General features: G+C 66.7%; 17 protein-coding genes. 11 read left to right on the top strand and 6 right to left on the bottom strand.

The genetic code is table 11. The features are described from left to right. Window positions 1-3 precede the first annotated feature (3 nt). Together murL and murD are read left to right on the top strand one after the other, a co-directional pair. Window positions 4-1374, top strand: a complete 1371-nt coding sequence (gene murL / locus ACW7G3_RS11835) for a UDP-N-acetyl-alpha-D-muramoyl-L-alanyl-L-glutamate epimerase (protein ID WP_456983136.1) — start codon at window positions 4-6, stop codon at window positions 1372-1374. Continuing rightward, window positions 1310-2749, top strand: coding sequence for a UDP-N-acetylmuramoyl-L-alanine--D-glutamate ligase (gene murD, locus ACW7G3_RS11830; protein ID WP_456982951.1), 1440 nt, complete (start codon window positions 1310-1312; stop codon window positions 2747-2749). The genes murL and murD overlap by 65 nt, the downstream gene beginning before the upstream one ends. 36 nt (window positions 2750-2785) lie before the next feature. Here the strand turns inward: murD and ACW7G3_RS11825 are convergent, their stop codons facing one another. Beyond that, window positions 2786-3781, bottom strand: coding sequence for a polyprenyl synthetase family protein (locus ACW7G3_RS11825; RefSeq protein WP_456974926.1), 996 nt, complete (start codon window positions 3779-3781; stop codon window positions 2786-2788). A gap of 186 nt (window positions 3782-3967) precedes the next feature. Here ACW7G3_RS11825 and ssb point away from each other — a divergent pair, with 186 nt between their 5' ends. Both ssb and ACW7G3_RS11815 read left to right on the top strand, forming a co-directional pair. Then, entirely contained in the window at window positions 3968-4462 is a 495-nt protein-coding gene (gene ssb, locus ACW7G3_RS11820; protein WP_456974924.1) for a single-stranded DNA-binding protein, read from the top strand. A 118-nt stretch (window positions 4463-4580) separates the two neighbouring features. After that, window positions 4581-5066, top strand: a complete 486-nt coding sequence (locus ACW7G3_RS11815; protein ID WP_456982950.1) for a DUF4019 domain-containing protein — start codon at window positions 4581-4583, stop codon at window positions 5064-5066. 80 nt (window positions 5067-5146) lie between these two features. On the opposite strand, the gene ACW7G3_RS11810 is transcribed toward ACW7G3_RS11815, so the two are convergent. The 3 genes from ACW7G3_RS11810 to ACW7G3_RS11800 form a co-directional block, all read right to left on the bottom strand. Beyond that, window positions 5147-6910 carry a DUF2207 domain-containing protein gene (locus ACW7G3_RS11810; RefSeq protein WP_456982948.1) on the bottom strand — a complete coding sequence of 588 codons (1764 nt, stop codon included), beginning with the start codon at window positions 6908-6910 and terminating at the stop codon, window positions 5147-5149. Next, window positions 6907-7485, bottom strand: a complete 579-nt coding sequence (locus ACW7G3_RS11805) for a LemA family protein (RefSeq protein WP_456982947.1) — start codon at window positions 7483-7485, stop codon at window positions 6907-6909. The genes ACW7G3_RS11810 and ACW7G3_RS11805 overlap by 4 nt, the downstream gene beginning before the upstream one ends. A 159-nt stretch (window positions 7486-7644) precedes the next feature. Continuing rightward, window positions 7645-8247 carry a nitroreductase family protein gene (locus tag ACW7G3_RS11800; protein WP_456974916.1) on the bottom strand — a complete coding sequence of 201 codons (603 nt, stop codon included), beginning with the start codon at window positions 8245-8247 and terminating at the stop codon, window positions 7645-7647. A 248-nt stretch (window positions 8248-8495) separates the two neighbouring features. Here ACW7G3_RS11800 and fdnG point away from each other — a divergent pair, with 248 nt between their 5' ends. The 4 genes from fdnG to fdhE are packed head-to-tail and all read left to right on the top strand — an operon-like array spanning window position 8496 to window position 14156. After that, window positions 8496-11561: a formate dehydrogenase-N subunit alpha gene (gene fdnG / locus ACW7G3_RS11795; RefSeq protein ID WP_456982946.1), complete on the top strand. Its 3066-nt coding sequence runs from the start codon at window positions 8496-8498 to the stop codon at window positions 11559-11561. A 56-nt stretch (window positions 11562-11617) separates the two neighbouring features. After that, window positions 11618-12544: a formate dehydrogenase subunit beta gene (gene fdxH, locus ACW7G3_RS11790; protein ID WP_456983135.1), complete on the top strand. Its 927-nt coding sequence runs from the start codon at window positions 11618-11620 to the stop codon at window positions 12542-12544. Beyond that, window positions 12541-13236 (top strand): formate dehydrogenase subunit gamma, encoded by a 696-nt coding sequence (locus tag ACW7G3_RS11785; RefSeq protein ID WP_456974912.1) that lies wholly within the window; start codon window positions 12541-12543, stop codon window positions 13234-13236. The genes fdxH and ACW7G3_RS11785 overlap by 4 nt, the downstream gene beginning before the upstream one ends. Continuing rightward, a complete protein-coding gene (gene fdhE, locus ACW7G3_RS11780) occupies window positions 13233-14156 on the top strand; it encodes a formate dehydrogenase accessory protein FdhE (protein WP_456982944.1) in 924 nt (307 codons plus the stop codon). Before ACW7G3_RS11785 ends, fdhE begins: the two co-directional genes overlap by 4 nt. 175 nt (window positions 14157-14331) lie before the next feature. Here the strand turns inward: fdhE and ACW7G3_RS11775 are convergent, their stop codons facing one another. Together ACW7G3_RS11775 and ACW7G3_RS11770 are read right to left on the bottom strand one after the other, a co-directional pair. Continuing rightward, a complete protein-coding gene (locus ACW7G3_RS11775; protein WP_456982943.1) occupies window positions 14332-14589 on the bottom strand; it encodes a hypothetical protein in 258 nt (85 codons plus the stop codon). Continuing rightward, entirely contained in the window at window positions 14561-16915 is a 2355-nt protein-coding gene (locus ACW7G3_RS11770; protein WP_456982942.1) for an FdhF/YdeP family oxidoreductase, read from the bottom strand. Before ACW7G3_RS11770 ends, ACW7G3_RS11775 begins: the two co-directional genes overlap by 29 nt. Before the next feature lie 148 nt (window positions 16916-17063). Between ACW7G3_RS11770 and ACW7G3_RS11765 the strand changes: the two genes are divergently transcribed. From ACW7G3_RS11765 to ACW7G3_RS11755, 3 genes are all read left to right on the top strand, one after another. Then, window positions 17064-18698, top strand: a complete 1635-nt coding sequence (locus ACW7G3_RS11765; RefSeq protein ID WP_456982940.1) for a TldD/PmbA family protein — start codon at window positions 17064-17066, stop codon at window positions 18696-18698. A gap of 185 nt (window positions 18699-18883) precedes the next feature. Next, window positions 18884-20518: a TldD/PmbA family protein gene (locus ACW7G3_RS11760; protein ID WP_456982939.1), complete on the top strand. Its 1635-nt coding sequence runs from the start codon at window positions 18884-18886 to the stop codon at window positions 20516-20518. Window positions 20519-20543: 25 nt separating this feature from the next. Continuing rightward, window positions 20544-21872: a TldD/PmbA family protein gene (locus tag ACW7G3_RS11755; protein WP_456982937.1), complete on the top strand. Its 1329-nt coding sequence runs from the start codon at window positions 20544-20546 to the stop codon at window positions 21870-21872. The last annotated feature ends 97 nt before the right edge of the window (window positions 21873-21969 follow it).

The following is a 21969-nucleotide window of genomic DNA, read 5'->3' as shown; positions in this document are numbered from 1 at the left end:
GCGGTGGAGTTCTCGCGGGACGCGGTGCGCACGTTCCGGTTCGTGCGCTGTGGTTTCGACCCGGCTACCGGCCTGGCCGAGCTGGTCTATGCCTTTGATGATGGGCCGGAGCTGATCGAGAAGGTGACCCTGCCGGGCGCGCCTTTCCAGCTGGATGATCAGCTCGACGAGGCCCGCGCCGCAGCCGCGCAGCAGGCATTGCAGCTGCTGCACCTGATCGCCGGGGTGAGCTATTACAAGGCGGCGGCGCCCCGCGACATCCGCATCGACGGCTATGCGATCGATGCGGCCACCGCAGAGCTGATGGACGAGATCTACCTGCACGGCCTGGGCGAGTTCGCCTATCGCAACGGGCTGGACCTGCACGGGCACATCCGCTTTCCGCGCGATGCCGCGCCGGCCGCAGTGGCCCCGGCGCTGGGCCTGCGCAGGCACGCGCTGGTGGCGATCGGCGGCGGCAAGGACTCGCTGGTGTCGATCGAGGCGCTGCGAGCGCTGGACGTGGAGCAGACGGTGTCCTGGATCGGCGGCTCGCAGCTGATCCGCGCCTGCGCCGCACACACCGGCCTGGCCACGTTCAATATCGGCCGCCAGCTGGCGCCGGAACTGTTCGAATACAACCGGATGGGCGCCTGGAACGGGCATATCCCGGTGACCGCGATCAACTCCGCCATCCTCGCCTTTGCCGCGATCGTGCTGGGCGTGGACCAGGTAGTGTTTTCCAACGAGCGTTCTGCCAGCTACGGCAGCCTGATCGAAGGCACGGGCGAAGTGAACCACCAGTGGTCCAAGGGCTGGGCGTTCGAGCGCGCCTTCGGCGAGCACCTGCAGGCCAGCGTGGCCGCGGACCTGCGCTACTACTCGCTGCTGCGGCCGCTGAGCGAACTGGCGGTGGCGCGGCAGTTTGCCCAGTCCAGCCGCTACGACGCGCATTTCTCCAGCTGCAACCGCAACTTCCACCTGCTGGGCGAGCGCCCGGTGAACCGCTGGTGCGGGGTGTGCCCCAAGTGCCATTTCGTGTTCCTGGCGCTGGCGCCGTTCATGCCCAAGCCGCGGCTGGTGGCTATCCTCGGGCGCAACCTGCTTGATGATGAGGACCAGATCCCGGGCTACGACGCGCTGATGGAGTTCCGCGACCACAAGCCGTTTGAATGCGTGGGCGAAGCGCGCGAGTCGCGGGCGGCGATGGCCGCGCTGGCGGCTCGCCCGGAGTGGCGCGAGGACGCGGTGGTCAAGCGCTTTGCCCGGGTGATCGCGCCCCAGTTGCAGGACGACGTACCTGCCATTGCGCCGCTCCTGGTTCCTGCCGATGAGCACAACATCCCGGCCCAGCTGTGGGAGCGGCTGCGTGAACGCTTCGCCCCCGGCGATTGACCTGCTCGCCGGGCAGCGTGTGGCCCTGTGGGGCTGGGGCCGCGAGGCCCAGGCCGCCCATGCCGCGCTGCGTGAGCTGGCGGATGGCCCGGCTTCGCTGACGCTGTTCTGCTCGCCGGCAGAGGCGGAGCAGGTCCGGGCCGCCGATACCAGGCTGGTTGTGGAAACCGAGGTCTCGGCCGAACGGCTGGCCGCCTTTGACGTGGTGGTGAAGTCGCCGGGCATCAGCGCCTACCGGCCCGAGCTGCTGGAGGCCCAGGCAAGCGGCACTCGTTTTTTGGGTGGCACCGCGCTGTGGTTCGCGGCGCGGCCCGATGCGCGCACCATCTGCGTCACCGGCACCAAGGGCAAGAGCACCATCAGCGCGATGCTGGCCCACCTGCTGCGTGCGGGCGGAGTGCGCACGGCACTGGCGGGCAATATCGGCATGCCGATGCTGGAGCTGCTGCATGGCCAGGCCGAGGCCTGGGTGCTGGAGCTGTCCAGCTTCCAGACCGGCGACGTGGCCGCTTCGGGCGTGCGTCCAGAGGTGGCGGTGGTGAGCAACGTCTTCCCGGAACACCTGGACTGGCACGGCAGCGAGGAGCGCTACGTGCAGGACAAGCTGGTCCTGCTGACCGCAGCCCGGCCGCGCCATGCCGTGCTCAATGCGGCCGACCCGCGGCTGTCCGGGCTGGAGCTGCCGGACAGTAAGGTCACCTGGTTCAACCATGAATCGGGATGGCATCTTCGCGACCAGGTGGTGTATCGCGGTGACCTGGCGGTGCTGGATTCAGCAGACGTGCCGCTGCCGGGCCGGCACAACCGCATCAACCTGTGCGCGGCGCTGGCCGCGATCGAGGCTTTCGGCCTGGATCCCGTGCCGCTGGCGGCGTACGCGCGCAGCTTCGTGCCGCTTCCGCACCGGCTGCAACCGCTGGGCGAGCGGGCCGGATGCCGCTGGGTCAACGATTCCATCAGCACCACGCCCGCGGCCAGCCTGGCGGCGCTTGAGGTGTATCGCGATGCGCGGGTGGCAATCCTGCTTGGCGGCCATGACCGCGGGCTGGACTGGAGCGGGTTCGCCTCTGCGATCGCCAAGCGGTCTCCACACGCTGCAGTGACCATGGGCGCGAACGGGCCGCGGATCCATGCGTTGCTTGAACCCCTGGTCGCGGACGGTGGCATGCAGCTTGCCGCCGCCACGGACCTGCCGATGGCGGTGGAGATGGCGCAGCGGATGCTGGGCGGGGAGGGTGGGGTGATCCTGCTGTCGCCGGGCGCGCCCAGCTTCGGACCCTATCGCGACTACACCGCGCGCGGGCGGCACTTTGCAGCGCTGGCCGGCTTCGATCCCGAGCTCATCACCGCGATCCCCGGGTTGGGCATCGCCTGACCACCCGGGGCCGGGTGGCACCGGATGCTGCCGCGCTCAGTACCCGCGGCTGACCGCGTAACGGGCCAGGCCACGCAGGGCGGCGACGGCGTCGTTTTCAGGCAGGCCGTCGAGAGCAGCTTCGGCGGCAGCGGCGTACTCGAGCGCGCGCTGGTGGCTGTATTCCAGGCTGCCGCAGGCGTGGATGGCGGCCAGCACCTCATCCATGGCGCCCGCGTCGCCGGCTTCCACGATCGCGCGCAGGCGTTCACGTACCGGCGCGTCGGAGTGGGCGATGGCGTGGATCAGCGGCAGGGTGGCCTTGCCCTCGGCCAGGTCGTCGCCCAGGTTCTTGCCCAGGTCGGCGCCTTCGGCGGCGTAATCGAGCATGTCATCGGCAATCTGGAACGCGTAGCCCAGCTGCAGGCCGTAATCGTGAAGGCGCTGCTGCAGCGCTGCATCGGCGCCGGAAGCCAGCGCACCCAGGCGCGTTCCGGCGGCGAACAGCACCGCGGTCTTGCGCTCGATCACCTGCAGGTAGGCCGCCTCGTCCACATCCGGGTTGCGTACGTGCAGCAGCTGCAGCACCTCGCCCTCGGCAATGCGGTTGGTGGCATCGGCGAGGATCCGCATCACTTCCATGCGGTCCAGCTCCACCATCAGCTGGAAACTGCGCGAATACAGGAAGTCGCCCACCAGCACGCTGGCGGCGTTGCCCCAGATCGCATTGGCGGTGCTGCGTCCACGCCGCAGGTCCGACTCGTCGATGACGTCGTCGTGCAGCAGGGTGGAGGTGTGGATGAACTCGATGATCGCCGCCAGCTGGTGGTGCTCGGCGCCGTGGCCGCCACAGGCGCGCCCGGCCAGGGCCACCAGCATCGGCCGCAGGCGCTTGCCGCCGGCGGAGATGATGTGTTCGGCCACCTGGTTGATCAGGACCACATCGGAGGCCAGGCGGCGCCGGATCAGGGCATCGATGCCGGCCATGTCGGCGGCGGCGAATGCCTGGATGGCGGCAAGGTCGGGGACGGGTGCGGTATTTGCCTGGGCCATGGGTATGCAGGAGCTGGGGGACCGGGGATTATACGGGCCCGGGAGTTGCCCCACGCGCCCGCGCGGCGGACTCTGACCCGGCGCCGGGCGGGCCGGAGATGGCAGGCCCGGCGCCGGTATACTTCAATGGTCCCCGAACCCAACGGCCGTGCCCCTGCGCCGGCCACATCTGCAAGGAAAGAATTCATGGCCCGTGGCATCAATAAAGCGATCCTGGTCGGCAACCTCGGCAACGATCCGGAAACCAAGTACACCCAGGGTGGCATGGCGATCACCAAGATCAGCCTGGCAACCACCAGCGTGCGCAAGGATCGCGACGGCAACAATCAGGAAAATACCCAGTGGCACCGGGTGACCTTCTTCGGCAAGCTCGGTGAGATCGTCGCCGAGTACCTGCGCAAGGGCTCCCAGGTCTACGTCGAGGGCGAGATCCGCTACGACAAGTACACCGGACAGGATGGGGTGGAGAAGTACTTCACCGAGATCGTCGCCAACGAGATGCAGATGCTCGGCGGTCGCGGCGAAGGCGGTGGTGGTGGCGGTGGTGGTGGCGGCTATGAGCGTGGCGGCGGTGGCGGTGGCAGGCCGCAGCGCCAGGAGCAGCAGCGTCGCGCGGAGCCGCAGCAACAGCAGCAGCGCCCGCCGGCCGAGGATTTCTCCGACGACGACATCCCGTTCTAGACAGCAGCAGTTGGGAAGTGATCGGGGGCCATTCCGGCCGCGGCGGGGCTTGCGCTGCCCCGCCGTCGCTGGCATACACTGGCGCCCTTCTTCAACGCACATGCAAGGGGTATCCGGGATGAAGTTCAAGTCGATCGCGCTCGCAGTCGCCCTTTCCGCGGCCATGGGTACGGTGTCTGCCCAGCAGCCGGCGGCCCAGCCACAGGAGCAGGCGCAGCTCACCCCGGAGCAGCAGGCCCAGCTGGCCCGCCAGGATGTCGAGATGACCAACGCGGCGCAGCAGGTCGTGCAGCTGATCGACAGCAACCGGCTCGGCGAGGTGTGGGACCTGTCCACCAACGTGGTCAAGCAGATGCTGCCGCGGGAAAGCTTCGTCCAGCAGGTGGGCAACGACCGGGCCCAGCTCGGCGCGCCCACCGAACGCGGCCAGGCGGTGGTCACCCGTACCCAGTTCCAGGACGGCGGTGAAGTGCCTGCCGGCCTGTACATCAACATCGCGTTCCCCACCCGGTTTGCCAACAGTGCCGAACCGGTGCGCGAGCTGGTTTCTTTCCGGCTGGATGAAGACCAGATCTGGCGCGTGTCGGGATACAGCCTGCGCTGATCAGCAGGGCTGGTGGGGCGTATGCAACGGGATCCTTCGGGATCCCGTTGTCGTTTCAGGCTTCGCCGGGCGCGACGGGCTCAGCGCCCGCCGACGCCCCCACCCCCGCCTCCGCCGCCGGAAAAGCCGCCTCCGCCGCCACCGGAGGAGCTGCCGGGTGGCGATGAGGACGAGGCGATCTGCGAGCTCAGGCCTTTGGACAGGGCGCGGGTCATCCCGCCAATGTCACCGATCCCCGCACCGTGGCCACTGGCCGAATACCAGGTGATTGCCGAAGTGGCGGCAGCGACCGCCGCTGCGCCCGCGGCCGCGGTGAACTTGCGGGTCCAGGCCTCTTCCACCTCCAGCGCCACGGCATATGGCAACAGCCGTTCGAAGCGGCCGGCATCCAGGCTGGGTTCGTGCTCCGATGGGCCCCGTAACTGCTGCAGGTCCTGCCGCTCGGCGACGCTGAGATAGCGTTTGAAGCCCTCGATCTCGTCCAGCAGCTGCCGCCCGTCCGCAGTGGGTGCGCCAATCACCAGGCCGAAGATGACCGTGGACACCAGTGTTGCCAGCAGCAGGGGCGCGGCCAGGACCCAGCCCCCTCCGGCCAGCGAGGCAGCCAGGACGGTGCCGATGACGATGATGGCGGCGATCAGGACCGCAATGCCCACGCTGCCGTGATTGGCGCGATAGAGCGTGGGAATGATGCGGCTGCGGAGCTGCTTGCCGTGCTCCGCCATGGCTTTCTGGATCCGGGAGGCATTCTCCTGGTGCAGTTCAAGGCTCTTCCCGCCGGGTGGCAACAACTGTTCGACCAGGCGGGCTGGGGGCGCGTCCGGGTGCAGCGTGGATGGTCCAGGTTCTCCGGGCTGCACGGTCCAGCGATCCGCGCGCAGTGTCCGTTCCTCGCGGTGAATCGTCACTGCGCCGTTCACCGCAGCAACCAGCAGGTCGGAGCTGAAGGCAGTGCTGTCGTAGCCCTTGCGCTGCATGAAGCGCAGCTCGGCGGGTGAATAGTCCGGTGGCGGCTCGTAGCGCACGATGATGGTGCCGGGCCGCGGGTCGCGCCCGATCAGGCGCCAGCGGCGGATGCAGTAGGCCAGCAACAGGCCGAATCCGACCAGTGCCACGATGCCGGCGCGATTGTCTTTCAGGCGCCAGGCCACCCGCTGGAACCAGCCCGGCTCGGCCACGATTCCCTTGGGAAAGCCGACCACCACGGTCAATCCTTCCCCTGGCTTCAGCGGCGCGGCCAGCTCCCAGTGCGCGACTCCCGGGGTCGGTACGCTGGCGCGGAAGGCCTTGCCACGCGTGCCCGTGGCGCCGGTGAATCCATCAATGTCCATGTCGGCAGCGGGCACCGGAGCGGGCAGGCGAACGGACACGCTGCCGCGCTCCACCGCCAGGACCGACCCGTGGCCGAGTGCGTTGAAATACAGCTCGTCGTGGGCGTCAAAGAAGCCCAGCTGGCGGGTGGTGCGATAGCGCAGTGTGTAGATGTGCTCGGCGGGCACCGGCAGGAAATCATCGTTGCCGGTATTGATGCGCACGCCGTTGCCGCTCGGCTCCGTGAACCACGGTTCCGGCCGGCCGTTGCGCTGCACGTCCAGCACCTGGAAATCCACCACCACCCGGTCTCCGTAGCGGTCACGGTAGCGGGTGGGGAACTCCCGGGTGATGCCGCGGCGGATGCGGCGGCCCTCGGCCCGGACCGCAATTGTTTCGGTGATGTCCAGGCTGCCGTCGGACTGGATGGCGATGTCCACGTCGTAGCGCAGGATGCGCTCACCCGCGCGATCCTGGGCCGTCGCCGGAAAGGTCCAGATCAGCGCCAGCAGCAGGGCCAGCAAGCGGGTCACGGCTCCAGCCTCACCGTGGGAGCGATACGTGCGTCGCTCCCGGCCTGGAAGAATTCCGCCGCGTTGAACCCGAAGCTCCGGGCAATGGCCAGGTCCGGGATCCGCTGGGTGGCATCGTTAAAGTCCCGCACTGCGCCGTTGTAGAAGCGGCGCGCGTACTGCAGGTGTTCCTCCACCTCCACCAGATCCGCCTGCAGGCGAGCGAAGTTCTCATTGGCCTTGAGGGCCGGATAGGCCTCTCCGAGTACAACCAGCCTGCCGATGGCCTGCTCCAGCGCGGACTCCACCTCGCCCAGAGCCCGGGGTGCCTGTTGCTGCATTGCCTGCGCCCGCAGCGCGGTCACCGCTTCGAGCACCGCTGCTTCGTGGCCGGCATACGCGCGAACCGCCGAAACAAGCTGCGGTACCAGGTCGTGGCGCCGGATCAACTGCACATCGATATCCGCCCACGCGGTCCGGACCTGGTTGCGCAGTCGTACCAGCCGGTTGTAGGCGTACACCGCCCAGGCCAGCATCCCACCCAGCAACAGCGCCATTGCGATCATCTGTCCTGCCTCCCTTTCCTTGAGCGGCATTATGGTGGCCCCGGGGCTGGGGTGTAGCCACCCGCCTGCAGCGGCCAGCGCTACGCGGTGGCGATCTGCGACATCGACAGGGTCCGCGGGCGCGTGGCGCGCTATGGCGGTGAGGAAAGGGTCTTCAGCCGGCGCCGCGACGCCGGCTGAGGCAGGATCTCAGGCGGCGACGCGGAAGCGCTCTGCGTCTTCGATGAAGGTCTTGTCGCCGATCTCGCCAGCGTGGCTGCCGAACGGCATCTGCGCGCGCAGCACCCAGCTTTCCGGGATGTCCCACTCGGCGGCAACCGCCTTGTCAGGAAGCGGGTTGTAGTGCTGCAGGCTGGCGCCGATGCCGGCTTCGGCCAGCGCCATCCATACCGCGTACTGGGCAATGCCGGTGCTGTGCTCGGACCAGATCGGGAAGTTGTTGGCATACAGCGGAAACTGCTCCTGCAGCGCCTCCACCGGGGCCGTGTCCTCATAGAACAGCACGGTGCCGGCGCCGGCGGCGAAACCGTCGATCTTCTGTTCCGTGGTGGCGAAATTATCGGCCGGGACGATCTTGCGCAGTTCGTCCTTGACGATCTCCCAGAATTTCGCGCTCTGGGCGCCGTGCAGGATCAGGGCGCGCGAGCTCTGCGAGTTGAACGAAGAGGGCGCTTGGCGCACCGCTTCCTGGATCAGGCCGGTCACCTGGTCCTGGCTGATCGGAAGGTCGTTGCCCAAGGCGTACTGGGTGCGGCGCTTGCGAGCGACGTCGAGGAAGCGGTTGTTGGTCATGATGCAGATCCTGTTGGGAGGGGAAACTAAAAATCAGACCTGAAGTTTAGATTCCGACGCTTCCTCAGTTACCTTCATTTTTGGAACAAAGGTTCTTGTTGGGGCACGCAAGGTATTGTTTATGTCCTCTCGGGATGCCAGGTTGTCATGCGTTTGTCATATCGGATGTCTTCCTTGACTCCCCCATACCCGCGGGAGAACATCATCACGTGCACCCATCCGCCGACAGGTGCCAGGAGAATGAAGAAATGACTGTCGAACTGTCCCGCCGCGGCTTCCTGAAGCTCGCAGGCGCGGGGGCGGCAGCCAGTACGCTCGGTGCCATGGGTTTTGGTGCGGCAGAAGCCGCCACTACCGCCCATGTGCGCGAGTTCAAACTGGCCACCACCACCGAAACCCGCAACATCTGCACCTACTGTTCAGTGGCGTGCGGAGTCATCATGTACTCGCGAGGCGACCTGAACGCCGGCGAGCACGCCGACCTGCTCCACATCGAGGGCGACGCCGACCACCCGGTCAACCGCGGCACCCTGTGCCCGAAGGGCGCGGCGCTCAAGTCCTACGTGAAGTCGGAAAGCCGCCTGACCCACCCGCGCATCCGCCGCCCGGGCTCGGACCGGTTCGAGGAAATCTCCTGGGACGAGGCGCTCGACAAGATCGCCCGTACCGTGAAGGACGACCGCGACGCCAACCTCATTGAACGCAACGAGGACGGAGTCACCGTCAACCGCTGGACGACCACCGGCTTCCTGGCCGCGTCCGCGACCACCAATGAAACAGCGTGGCTGACCTACAAGGCTGTCCGCTCGATGGGTATCGTCGGGTTCGACAACCAAGCGAGGGTTTGACACGGCCCCACGGTGTCCAGTCTGGGCCCGACGTTTGGCCGTGGTGCGATGACCAACTCTTGGACGGACATCGCCAATACCGACCTCGTAATCATCATGGGCGGCAATGCCGCCGAAGCTCATCCCTGCGGTTTCAAGTGGGTGACCGAAGCCAAGCGCAAGCGTGGCGCGAAGTTGATCGTGGTCGATCCCCGCTTCAACCGTTCCGCGTCGGTGGCCGACTATTACGCCCCGATCCGGCCGGGCTCGGATATCGCCTTCCTGATGGGGGTGATCCGCTGGTGCATGGAAAACGACAAGATCCAGTGGGATTACGTCAACAACTACACCAACGCGTCCTACCTGGTGCGGGAGGACTTCGGCTGGCACGAAGGCCTGTTCACCGGCTATGACGAAGAGAACCGCCGCTACGACCAGGAGAGCTGGGAGTACCAGATCGGTGACGACGGCTATGTGCTGACCGATCCGTCGCTCGACAACCCGCGGTGCGTCTGGAACCTGATGCGCCAGCACGTTGACGTGTACACGCCGGAGTTCGTGGAGAACCTCTGCGGTACGCCGAAGGAAAAGTTCCTGACGATCTGCGAGATGATCGGCGAAACGTCTTCCCCGACGAAGACGATGACGTCGATGTACGCACTCGGCTGGACCCAGCATTCCAAGGGTTCACAGAACATCCGCGGCATGGCCATGCTGCAGCTGCTGCTGGGCAATATCGGCGTTCCTGGCGGCGGCATGAACGCGCTGCGCGGGCACTCCAACATCCAGGGACTGACCGACATCGGCCTGATGTCGAACCTGATCCCCGGTTACCTGGCGATCCCGACCGAGAGCGAGCTGGACTTCGAGTCCTACATTTCCACCCGTGGCAACAAGCCGCTGCGTCCCAACCAGACGAGCTACTGGCAGAACTACAACAAGTTCTTCGTCAGTTTCATGAAGTCGATGTGGGGCGATGCGGCTACTGCGGAAAACGGCTGGGGCTATGACTGGCTGCCCAAGCTGGACATCGCGCAGTATGACGCGATGAAGATGTTCGACATGCTCAAGAATGACCAGGTCAACATCTACTTCTGCCAGGGCTTCAACCCGATCCTCGCTTTCCCCAACCGCGGCAAGATGACCGAGGCGTTCGCCAAGCTCAAACTGCTGGTGGTGATGGATCCGCTGGAAACCGAGACGGCTGCGTTCTGGGAGAACCACGGCATCTACAACGATGTCGACACGGCTTCCATCCAGACCGAAGTGCTGGAACTGCCGACCACGTGTTTCGCCGAGGACGAGGGCGCGACCGTGAGCTCGGGCCGCTGGCTGCAGTGGCACTGGCCGGGGGCGAGCCCGCCGGGGCAGGCCCAGACCGACAACTGGATCATGGCCAACATCTTCCAGCGGGTGCGCAAGCTGTATGAGCAGGAGGGCGGCAAGGTGCCCGAGCCGATCCTCAACCTCACCTGGGACTACGCCGATCCGTTGCATCCGACCGCGGCCGAACTCGCCCGGGAGCTCAACGGCAAGGCGCTGGTGGACCTGGAAGGCGGCCCACGCAATGGCGAGCAGCTGTCCAGCTTCGGCGAGCTGCGCGACGACGGCAGCACTGCGGCCGCCTGCTGGGTCTACACCGGTTGCTGGACTGAGGAGGGCAACATGATGGCCCGCCGCGACAACAGCGATCCCAGCGGCATGGGCGTGCACGCCAACTGGTCGTTCGCCTGGCCGGCCAACCGCCGGACCCTGTACAACCGCGCCTCCTGCGATCTGGACGGCCGGCCGTGGGATCCGGAACGGGTCATCGTGGAGTGGAACGGCGAACGCTGGGTGGGGGCGGACGTGCCCGACATCGGCCTGACGGCCAATCCACGCGAAGTCGGTCCGTTCATCATGAACCCGGAAGGCACCAGCCGCTTCTTCAGCCGCAGGCTGATGCGCGACGGGCCGTTCCCGACCCACATGGAGCCGTTCGAGAGCCCCGTGGAGAACCCGTTCAACCGCAAGATGCGCGGCAACCCGGTGGCCCGGATCTTCCCGGATGACCTGGCCGGCCTCGGGTCCAGCGACGAGTTCCCGTTCGTGGCCACGTCGTACCGCCTGACCGAGCACTTCCATTACTGGACCAAGCACAACCACACCAACGCGGTGATGCAGCCCGAATTCTTCGTCGAGATCAGCGAACAGCTGGCGGCGGAGCGCGGCATCACCAAGGGCGATCGGGTCCGGGTGTGGTCCTCGCGCGGACAGATATGGGCCAAGGCAGTGGTGACCAAGCGGATCCAGCCGCTGGTGTGTGACGGCAAGCCGGTGCACATCGTCGGCATCCCGATCCACTGGGGCTTCAAGGGCGCGGCACGCAAGGGCTTCGGCTCGAACACGCTGGGCCCGTTCGTTGGCGATGCCAACATCGAAACCCCGGAGTTCAAGGCGTACCTGGTCAACATCGAACGGGCCGCGGATCAGGAGGTGCCGGCATGAGCAACCAACGCGCTCCCCAGCCGGTGACGGCGGCGGCCAATCCGCCGGTGCAGCCGATGGCTTCCAACCTGCTGCCCAGCGACATGGTGAGATCGTCGGCCACGGCCGACCTTCCTCCACCGGAGCGGCAGCTGACCAAGGTGGCCAAGCTGATCGATGTGTCCAGGTGCATTGGCTGCAAGGCCTGCCAGGCAGCCTGCGTCGAGTGGAACGACCTGGAGCCGGAGCTCGAGGAGAACGTGGGCGTCTACGACAACCCCCACGACCTCACGCCGGACATGTACACGCTGATGCGGTTCACCGAATACGAGAACCCCGACAGCGGTGACCTGGAGTGGCTGATCCGTAAGGACGGCTGCATGCACTGCGAGGATCCAGGCTGCCTGAAGGCATGCCCGGCCCCCGGGGCGATCGTGCAGTACTCGAACGGCATCGTCGATTTCATTTCCGAGAACTGCATCGGCTGCGGCTACTGCGTGGCCGGCTGCCCGTTCGACATCCCGCGCATCCACAAGACCGCACAGGTGTCGACCAAGTGCACGCTGTGCTCCGACCGCGTTGCGGTGGGGCAGGGGCCGGCCTGTGCCAAGGCCTGCCCGACGGAGTGCATCACCTTCGGGCCCAAGGACGAGCAGGTTGCGTTTGCACAAGAGCGCATCACCGACCTCAAGTCGCGCGGCTACGAAAACGCCGGTCTCTACGATCCGCAGGGAGTGGGCGGCACCCACGTGATGTACGTGCTGCACCACGCCGACAAACCCTCGATCTATGCGGGGTTGCCGGATGATCCCAGGATTTCCCCGGTGGTAGCCGGTTGGAAGGGCCCGGCCAAGGAAGTGGGGCTGGTGGCGGCGGGCGTGGCCCTGGTCGGCGCCGCGCTGCACGGCCTGGTGGCGCGTGCCAACAAGGTCAGCGCCGAGGAAGAAGAGCAGGCACAGCAGCTGGTTGACAGCCACGATGACGACGGGAGGCGGGCACCATGAGTGACAATCGCGTCTATTCCGCGCCCGGCGACAGGATTGAATCCAGCCGCCCCGTCGTGGTCAACCGGTACCGTGGCTTCACCCGGGCCAACCACTGGCTGACCGCGGTCTGCATGATCGTGCTGTTGCTGTCGGGCTTCGCCTTCTTCCATCCTTCGCTGTACGGCCTGACCAACCTGTTCGGAGGCGGCCAGACCACGCGCTGGCTGCACCCGATCGTGGGCCTGGTGCTGACGTTGAGCTTCCTGGGAATGTTCGTGCAGATGTGGCGGCTCAACCTGCCAAGTCGGGACGACGTTGAATGGAGCCGGAAGATCGGTGATGTGCTCAAGGCCAACGAGGCGGCCCTGCCAGAGCTGGGCAAGTACAACGCCGGGCAGAAGCTGGTGTTCTGGGGCATGGCCTTCCTGATCCTGGCCATGGTGGTGACCGGGGTCGTGATCTGGGAGCAGTACACCGCACACCTGTTCTCGATCCCGCTACGCCGGGTGGCGGTAGCGGTGCACGCGGTAGCGGCGATCCTTTTGCTGCTGCTCTTCATCGCCCATGTCTATGCGGCCATCTGGACTCGCGGAACCATCCGCGCGATGACCCGCGGCACCGTGACCGGTGGCTGGGCCTTCCGCCACCATCGCAAGTGGCTGCGGGAGCTGGCCGGCGGACGCAAGTCCGACGGCTCGGAGCGCCTGTGAACGACAAGGTGGAAGACGCGCTGAAGCCGGATCCTTCAATGATCGGCGGCGTACCAAAGCCGCCGCTGGCTTTCCTGCCCGAGCCGGTCAAGCTGTTCCAGACCCGCGCGAAACGGTTCGCATTCCTTGCCGAAAGCAACGAGCTGGCGCCGTACCTGCGTTTCCTGGCCGAGATCTCCCGCCTGCAGGCGCGGCTGGTGGTGACCCTGCCGCCGGTCGAGCCGCTGGCTCCGGAGCGGCTGGCCAAGGCCGCCGACGGCGCGATGCCGCCAATCGACCGGGAAAAGCTGGCTGCTGATCCTGCGCTGGATGCGGTGCTCCAGGCTTTGGTTGAAGAGGCCGGCGGGCTGGAGATGCCGGACGAGGCGCGGCAGGCGCTGGAGGCCGTGCGCACGGCCGATGTGGAGCAGCGGCTGTGGCTGCTGTCCAACGTGATTGGTGACGATATTCCGGTCGACGCCACCGCGCCGCATCTGTTCGCCGCGGCCGCGGTGCAGGTGCATCTCGCCCGGCTGGCGGCCACGCTGGATGTGGATGCGCTGGTACCGGTCAGCACCGGGATCTGTCCCGCCTGCGGCGGCCGGCCGGTCACTTCGTCGGTGATGGGAGCGCAGGGGATCGAAAGCATCCGCTATGCCACCTGCGCCGGCTGCGCCACGCAGTGGAACGAGGTGCGGGTCAAATGCCTGTGCTGTGGCTCGAACAAGGACGTCCGCTACCGCTCCGTGGAAACGATTGATGCCACGGTCAAGGCAGAGACCTGCCGGGAGTGCAACCGCTGGGTGAAGATCCTGTATCAGGTGAAAAACGCCAGTCTGGATCCGGTGGCCGATGACGTCGGCAGCCTGGGCCTGGACGTGCTGATGAAGGACACCGAGTTCGTACGCGGCGGCTTCAACCCGTACCTGGTCGGCTACTGACCGGACCCGCCGCGGCGAAGCGCCGCGGCCCTTCGGGCCCCCCCCTTGTAGGAGCGCGCCATGCGCGCGAAGCCGCGTGACATGCATCATCGGGGCGAATCTCCGGTGACGGCGCAGGGGCCGAAGCCTCTCCTGGTCGCTGGAGTTCACGCGGTTTCGCGCGCATGGCGCGCTCCTACGGGGGAGGGTGGATGGCTGCGTGGCCACGGTCGGTGAGCAGGGCGACTTCGTTGTCGCCGCGACGCTCGATCCGGACCAGGCCGGCACCTTCCACCCCGCCAATGCTGTCTTCCCCCAGCCACGCGAGGGTGCGCATGAGCAGGCTCATGCGTGCATCCAGGCGCTTGCGCAGGCGTGGCAGAGCGATGCCTTCCGGGTGCCGGGCCAGCTCGGCCAGCAGCGCCTCAGCCAATGACAGCTGCGGGGATGTCACGCTGGCTCGGCCCCTTGGCGAGTGGATCAGGGCGGTGCGGATGCACCATCACCGGGATTGATTTGGAAGTGGGCGTGCGAGCGTGCTCGGCGAAGCTGGACAGCGGCACCAGCGCGTTGGTTTCCGGGTAATAGGCCGCCAGGCAGCCGCGCGGGATGTCATAGGGGACCAGCAGGAAGCCCCTGGCCATGCGCTGCACGCCGTCTGCGGCCAGGCTTTCCATGTCCACCCGGTCACCGGCTGCCATGCCCAAGGCTGCAATGTCATCGGCATGGGCGAACAGCACCCGCCGCTCCCCGTGCACGCCGCGGTAGCGGTCATCAAGCCCGTAGACAGTGGTGTTGTACTGGTCGTGCGAACGCACCGTGCTGAGCACGAACACACGCTGCCCGGCGTGGCTGCTGCGGGCCCGGTGTATCGGCGTGTTGACCGGTACGCGGTGGGCCTTGAACGTCGCCCGGCCATCAGCTGTGTTCCAGCGCCGGTCGCGCGCGCCGTTGGACAGGCGGAAGCCGCCGGGCACGCGCACCCTTGCGTTGAAGTCGTGGAAATCGTCGAACACCTTGGCAATCAGGTTGCGGATGCGGTCGTAATCCTCCGCCAGCCAGCGCCAGCGCACTTTGCTGCGTGGTCCCAGCGTGGCCTCGGCCAGGCGCGCAACGATGGCGGGCTCCGACAGCAGGCCCGGATCGGCTGGCGCGTTGATGCCGCCCGACAGGTGGACCATGCTCATCGAATCTTCCACCGTCACCTGCTGCGGGCCCGCGGCCTGCATGTCGATCTCGGTGCGACCAAGACACGGCAGGATCAGCGCTTCGCGCCCGTGCACGAGATGGCTGCGGTTGAGCTTGGTGGCCACGTGCACGGTCAGCGCACAGTTGCGCAGCGCCCGATGGGTGGCGGTGGTATCCGGCGTGGCCGCGGCGAAGTTTCCGCCCATGGCGAAGAACACCTTCGCCCGACCGTCGCGCATGGCCTCGATCGCACCGATGGTGTCGTAGCCGGGCTCGCGCGGAGGCTGGAAGCCGAACACCTGCTGCAGCCGGTCCAGGAACGCCTGCGGCGGCTTCTCCCAGATCATCATGGTGCGGTCGCCCTGCACGTTGCTGTGCCCGCGCACTGGACAGGCGCCGGCGCCCGTTCGGCCGATGTGGCCGCCGAGCAGCAGCAGGTTGCAGATCATCTGGATCGTGGCCACCGAGTGCAGGTGCTGGGTGATGCCCATGCCCCAGCAGCAGATCAGCCGCTTCGCGCCCAGCCAGATATCGCCCACCCGGCGCAGTTGAGATTCCTCCAGCCCCGACTCGGCGACGATGGTGTCCCAGGACTCTGCCGCAACATCGGCGGCGAAGGCCTCGAAGCCGCTGGTGTGGGTGTGGATGAACTCCCGGTCCAGCAGCGAAGGCCGTCCGCTCTCCAGCGCCTCGGCGTCACGCTCCAGCACATGCTTGATGATGCCCTTCAGCGCTGCCAGGTCGCCGCCGATCTTCAGCTGCAGGTAGTCCGATGAGATCCGGGTGGAGCCGCCGCGCAGCATCTCGACCGTGTCCTTGGGATCGGCGAAACGCTCCAGTCCGCGCTCGCGCAGCGGGTTGAACGACACGATGGCCGCGCCGCGTTTCGCCGCATCGCGCAGTTCTCCCAGCATGCGCGGATGGTTGGTGCCCGGGTTCTGGCCGAAGATGAAGATCGCATCGGCCTGTTCGAAATCCTGCAGCGACACCGTGCCCTTGCCGACGCCGATCTGCTCGCCCATGGCAACGCCGGAAGGCTCGTGGCACATGTTGGAGCAATCGGGGAAGTTGTTGGTGCCGAACTCGCGTACGAACAGCTGATACAGGAAGGCGGCTTCGTTGCTGGTGCGGCCCGAGGTGTAGAACACCGCCTCGTCGGGCGAGTCCAGTCCGTTGAGGTGCCCTGATACAAGGGCGAAAGCATCATCCCAGGCGATCGGCAGGTAGCGGTCGCTGCTGGCGTCATAGCGCATGGGGGTGGTCAGACGGCCCTGGCCTTCCAGCCAGTGATCGCTGTAGCCGGACAGCTCTGCCACCGTATATCTGGCGAACAGCTCCGGCCCGGCGCGATGGCGCGTGGACTCGGCCGCTACCGCCTTGGCGCCGTTCTCGCAGAACTCGAAGGTGGAGGTGTGGTCGCGGTCTGGCCAGGCGCAGCCGGGGCAGTCAAAGCCGTCCGGCTGGTTCATCGACAGCAGGGTCTTCGCGCCCTTGACCGCCACATCCTCCTTGCGAAGGTGTGCCGCCACGCTGCGAAGCGACTGCCAGCCGCCGGCGGGACCGTCGAATGCCTGGATCGGTTTGTTGCTCATTCCTGGTTTTTCATCACATTGGAGCCTGTCTTCATCTTCCCGCGGGGGCCGGGGCAAGTCCATTCGGCCGTGCCTCCATGCCGTTTGACCCATGCGCACCGCCGCGGCAACGTGCAGGCTCGATCGACTGTGACGACGGAGAGCGGATTTGCATCGACGTGATTTCCTGACCCTGGGTGGGCTTGGCATCGGCGCCCTGGTGCTGCCGCCCTTCGTTGGCCGTGCCATCGCCGCCGAAGAGCTGATGCTGGCGCTGGATCCTGGCCTCAAACGCCAGCTGGCGGACGCCGCGCTGGAAGCGGCCACCGGCGGTGGCGCCAGCTACTGCGATGTGCGCATCGGCCGCTATCTGCGCCAGTTCGTGATGACCCGCGAAGACCGGGTCGAGAACGTGGTCAACGAGGAGTCCACCGGCGTTGGCGTGCGCGTGATCGCCAACGGCGCCTGGGGCTTTGCCGCCACCAGAGAACTGACTCCGCAAGCCGTGGTGCAGGCTGCCCGCCAGGCCACCGCGATCGCCCGCGCCAACGCCAGGATCCAGACCGAACCCGTGCAGCTGGCACCGGTGCGTGGGGTCGGCGAAGTGAGCTGGCGCACGCCGATCGCACGCAACGCGATGGAAGTGCCGGTGGAGGAAAAGGTGGAGCTGCTGCTTGGCGTGAATGCCGACGCGATCAACGCCGGCGCCGACTTCGTCAGTTCGCGCATGTTCGCGGTCAACGAGCAGAAGTACTTCGCCAGCACCGACGGCTCCTATATCGACCAGGATGTGCACCGGATCTGGGCACCGTTCACAGTCACCGCGGTGGACAAGGTCAGCGGCAAGTTCCGCACCCGCGATGGACTGTCGGCGCCGATGGGGCTGGGCTACGAATACCTGGACGCCGACCCGGCCGGGCGCATCGAGCTGCCCGGCGGCGTGGTCGCCTACGGCACCTCCTACGACATGCGCGAAGACGCGGTGGCAGCGGCCAGGCAGGCGCGCGAGAAACTGTCCGCCCCGTCTGTGGAGCCGGGCAGGTATGACCTGGTGCTCGACCCGAGCCACCTGTTCCTCACCATCCACGAGAACGTGGGCCACCCGCTGGAGCTGGATCGGGTGCTCGGCTACGAGGCCAACTACGCCGGCACCAGCTTCGCCACCCTGGAGCGCATGCGGGAAGGTTTGAAGTACGGCAGCGAGCGGGTGAACTTCTTCGCCGACAAGACCCAGCCCGGCAGCCTCGGCGCGGTGGCCTATGACGATGAGGGCGTGAAGTGCAAGCGCTGGGACCTGGTGAAGGACGGGATGCTGGTTGACTATCAGGCCACCCGTGATCAGGCCCACATCCTCGGCAAGGACGAATCCGACGGCTGCAGCTATGCGGATTCGTGGTCGACGGTGCAGTTCCAGCGCATGCCCAACGTGTCGCTGGCGCCGGGCAGGGAGCCGCTGACGGTGGCGGAGATGATCGCGGACGTGGAGGACGGCATCTGGATCCACGGTCGCGGCTCGTATTCGATCGACCAGCAGCGCTACAACGCGCAGTTCGGCGGGCAGCTGTACTACGAGATCAAGAACGGGGAGGTCACGCGGATGCTCGAAGACGTGGCCTACCAGATCCGCACGCCGGAGTTCTGGAATGCCTGCAGCGCGATCTGCGATGAGCGGGATTTCCGCCTGGGCGGCTCGTTCTTCGACGGCAAGGGCCAGCCTTCGCAGGTGTCGGCGGTGTCGCATGGTTCCTCGACCACGCGGTTTGACGGGATCAACGTGATCAACACCGCGCGCAGCCTGGGATGAGGCCAAGGGGAGGTGTCAGGAGATATGCCGGAAGTCCTCCCCATGCCAAAAGTCATTTGACGCTCAACCACCCGACCGCAAGAATCGATGCAGCTTGACGCCATGCGTCACGCCATCAATTCGCTCCCTCCCATCCCGATCGTCATGAGCCGTGCGCGGCAACGATCCAGCACTGGAGACCTGTCTTGGACAGACGTGACTTCCTGGCCCTGAGCGGCCTCGGACTGGGTGGGCTGGTCCTGCCATCGTGGCTTGGCAAGGCCGTTGCCGCCGATGAGCTGATGACCGTCCTGGATCCCGCGATCAAGAAGCGGCTCGCCGATACCGCCCTGCAGGCCGCCACCGGCGCAGGCGCCAGCTACTGCGACGTACGCATCGGCCGCTACCTGCGCCAGTTCGTCATGACCCGCGAGGACAAGGTCCAGAACGTGGTCAACGCCGAATCCACCGGCGTGGGCGTGCGGGTGATTGCCGACGGTGCCTGGGGCTTTGCCGCCACCAACGACATCAGTCCCGACGCCGTAGCCGGTGCCGCGCGCCAGGCCACGGCGATTGCCAAGGCCAACGCCCGCATCCAGAGCGAGCCGGTGCAACTGGCCCCGGTACAGGGAGTGGGCGAGGTGAACTGGCGCACGCCGATCCAGCGCAACGCCATGGAAGTGCCGGTCAAGGAAAAGGTGGACCTGCTGCTGGGCGTCAACGCCGCGGCGATGGGCGCCGGTGCCAGCTTCGTCAATTCCACCCTGTTCGCGGTCAATGAGCAGAAGTACTTCGCCAGCACCGACGGCTCCTACGTCGACCAGGATGTGCACCGGATCTGGGCACCGATGACGGTGACCGCGATCGACAAGGACAGCGGCAAGTTCCGCACCCGGTCCGGGCTGTCCGCGCCGATGGGGCTGGGCTACGAGTATTTCGATGCCGACCCCGCGCAGAAATTCGTTTCGCCCAACGGCGTGGTCAACTACGGCCACTCCTACGATATGGTCGAGGACGCGGTGGCTGCCGCAAAGCAGGCGCAGGAGAAGCTGTCCGCGCCTTCGGTCGAACCGGGCCGTTACGACCTGGTGCTCGACCCCTCGCACACCTGGCTCACCATCCACGAGTCGGTCGGCCATCCGCTGGAGCTCGACCGCGTGCTCGGCTATGAAGCCAACTACGCCGGCACCAGCTTCGCCACCCTGGACAAGCGCGAGGAAGCCTTCCGCTACGGCAGCGACCTGGTAACCATCTTCGCTGACAAGACCCAGCCCGGCAGCCTCGGCGCGGTGGCCTATGACGACGAAGGCGTGAAGTGCAAGCGCTGGGACCTGATCCGCGACGGCATCCTGGTCGATTACCAGGCCATCCGCGACCAGGCCCACATCCTCGGCAAGACCGAATCCGACGGCTGCTGCTACGCCGACTCGTGGTCGACCGTGCAGTTCCAGCGCATGCCCAACGTGTCGATGGCGCCCGGACGGAACAAGCTGTCCGTGGCCGACATGATCAAGGACGTCGAGAACGGCATCTACATCATCGGCGACGGCTCGTTCTCGATCGACCAGCAGCGCTACAACGCGCAGTTCGGCGGGCAGCTGTTCTATGAAATCAAGAACGGCGAGATCACCGGCATGATCGAGGACGTGGCCTACCAGATCCGCACGCCGGAATTCTGGAACGCCTGCAGCGCGATCTGTGACGAAAGTGATTACCGCCTGGGCGGCTCGTTCTTTGACGGCAAGGGCCAGCCTTCGCAGGTCTCGGCCGTCTCACACGGCTCGTCCACCGCCCGCTTCGACGGCATCAACGTGATCAATACCGCCCGCTCGCTCGGCTGATCGGCACCAAGGAGACTTCCACAACATGACCATCTTCACCGAAGAGCAGGCCCGCGCCATCCTCGACAAGGTCGTAGGCCTGTCCACGGCCGACGAGTGCACCGCCACCCTGCGTGGCTCGGTCGAGGGCAATATCCGCTTCGCCCGCAACAGCGTGTCCACCAGTGGCGAAGTCGCCAACGCCGAGCTGAGCGTGCAGGTGGCGTTCGGCAAACGCGTGGGCACGGCCACCATTAATGAGTTCAGCGATGAAGCCCTTGAGCGCGTGGTGCGCCGGGCCGAGGACCTCGCGCGGTTGGCGCCGGAGAACGCCGAGTTCATGCCGGCGATCGGGCCGCAGCAGTATCGTCCGAGCCCGACCTTCAGCGAATCCACCGCGGCAATCACCCCGGAGTTCCGCGCCAGCGTGGCGGCTGATTCCATTGCGCCTTCCCGGGCCCAGAGCCTGGTGGCGGCGGGCTTCCTGGAAGACGGCCAGAGCTTCACCGCGTTCGCAAACAGCAACGGCAACTTCGGCTACCAGCGCGGGACCAGCTTCGACTACACCTGCACCGTGCGTACCGAAGACGGGCAGGGTTCGGGCTGGGTGGGCCGCAACATGCGCCATGCCGGCGACTTCGACGCCGGCCGCGACGTGGCCGTGGCGATGCGCAAGGCCGCCTCCTCGGCCGGCGCGCGCGCGCTGGAGCCGGGCAAGTACACCGTGATCCTGGAGCCGGCGGCGGTCGCCGGGCTGGTGTCTTTCATGATGCGCTTCTTCGACGCCCGTACCGCCGACGAGGGCCGCAGCTTCCTGTCCAAACGCGGCGGCGGCAACCGCCTGGGCGAGCAGCTGTTTGATCCGCGCGTGAATGTGATTGCCGATCCGTGGAACGAAGACGTGCCGGTCATGCCGTGGGACAACGAGGGCATGCCGCGCGAGCGCATGCCGATCATCGAGAACGGCAAGGTCGCGGCGTTGAACTATTCGCGCTACTGGGCCCAGCAGCAGGGCCAGCGGGCCACGGGCAGCCCCGGCAACCTGATCATGTCCGGGGGTGACAAGTCGACCGCCGAGCTGATCGCCGGTACCGACCGCGGCGTGCTGGTCACCCGCACCTGGTACATCCGCATGGTGGATCCGCAGACCGTGCTGCTGACCGGCCTGACCCGCGACGGCACGTTCTACATCGAGGATGGGCAGATCCGCTACCCGATCAAGAACTTCCGCTTCAATGAATCGCCGGTGATCATGCTCAACAACATCGATGAGCTGGGCCGGCCGGTGCGCGTGGGGGAGGGCTGGATGTCGATGATGCTGCCGCCGATGCGGCTGCGAGACTTCACCTTCACCTCGCTCTCCGACGCGGTGTGACCATCGGGCGGGGGGGGGGGGGGGGGGGGGGGGGGGGGGGGGGGGGGGGGGGGGGGGGGGGGGGGGGGGGGGGGGGGGGGGGGGGGGGGGGGGGGGG

Source organism: Luteimonas sp. A478 (genome assembly GCF_054052025.1).
This window is presented reverse-complemented; position numbering and strand designations above follow the sequence as displayed.

What these genes read in the sequence shown, in the direction of transcription:
- murD (WP_456982951.1), top strand. Translation starts at nt 1,310, where the DNA reads ATGAGCACAACATCCCGGCCCAGCTGTGGGAGCGGCTGCGTGAACGCT.
- ACW7G3_RS11825 (WP_456974926.1), bottom strand. Translation starts at nt 3,781, where the DNA reads ATGGCCCAGGCAAATACCGCACCCGTCCCCGACCTTGCCGCCATCCAG.
- ssb (WP_456974924.1), top strand. Translation starts at nt 3,968, where the DNA reads ATGGCCCGTGGCATCAATAAAGCGATCCTGGTCGGCAACCTCGGCAAC.
- ACW7G3_RS11815 (WP_456982950.1), top strand. Translation starts at nt 4,581, where the DNA reads ATGAAGTTCAAGTCGATCGCGCTCGCAGTCGCCCTTTCCGCGGCCATG.
- ACW7G3_RS11805 (WP_456982947.1), bottom strand. Translation starts at nt 7,485, where the DNA reads ATGCCGCTCAAGGAAAGGGAGGCAGGACAGATGATCGCAATGGCGCTG.
- ACW7G3_RS11800 (WP_456974916.1), bottom strand. Translation starts at nt 8,247, where the DNA reads ATGACCAACAACCGCTTCCTCGACGTCGCTCGCAAGCGCCGCACCCAG.
- fdxH (WP_456983135.1), top strand. Translation starts at nt 11,618, where the DNA reads ATGGCTTCCAACCTGCTGCCCAGCGACATGGTGAGATCGTCGGCCACG.
- ACW7G3_RS11785 (WP_456974912.1), top strand. Translation starts at nt 12,541, where the DNA reads ATGAGTGACAATCGCGTCTATTCCGCGCCCGGCGACAGGATTGAATCC.
- ACW7G3_RS11770 (WP_456982942.1), bottom strand. Translation starts at nt 16,915, where the DNA reads ATGAGCAACAAACCGATCCAGGCATTCGACGGTCCCGCCGGCGGCTGG.
- ACW7G3_RS11755 (WP_456982937.1), top strand. Translation starts at nt 20,544, where the DNA reads ATGACCATCTTCACCGAAGAGCAGGCCCGCGCCATCCTCGACAAGGTC.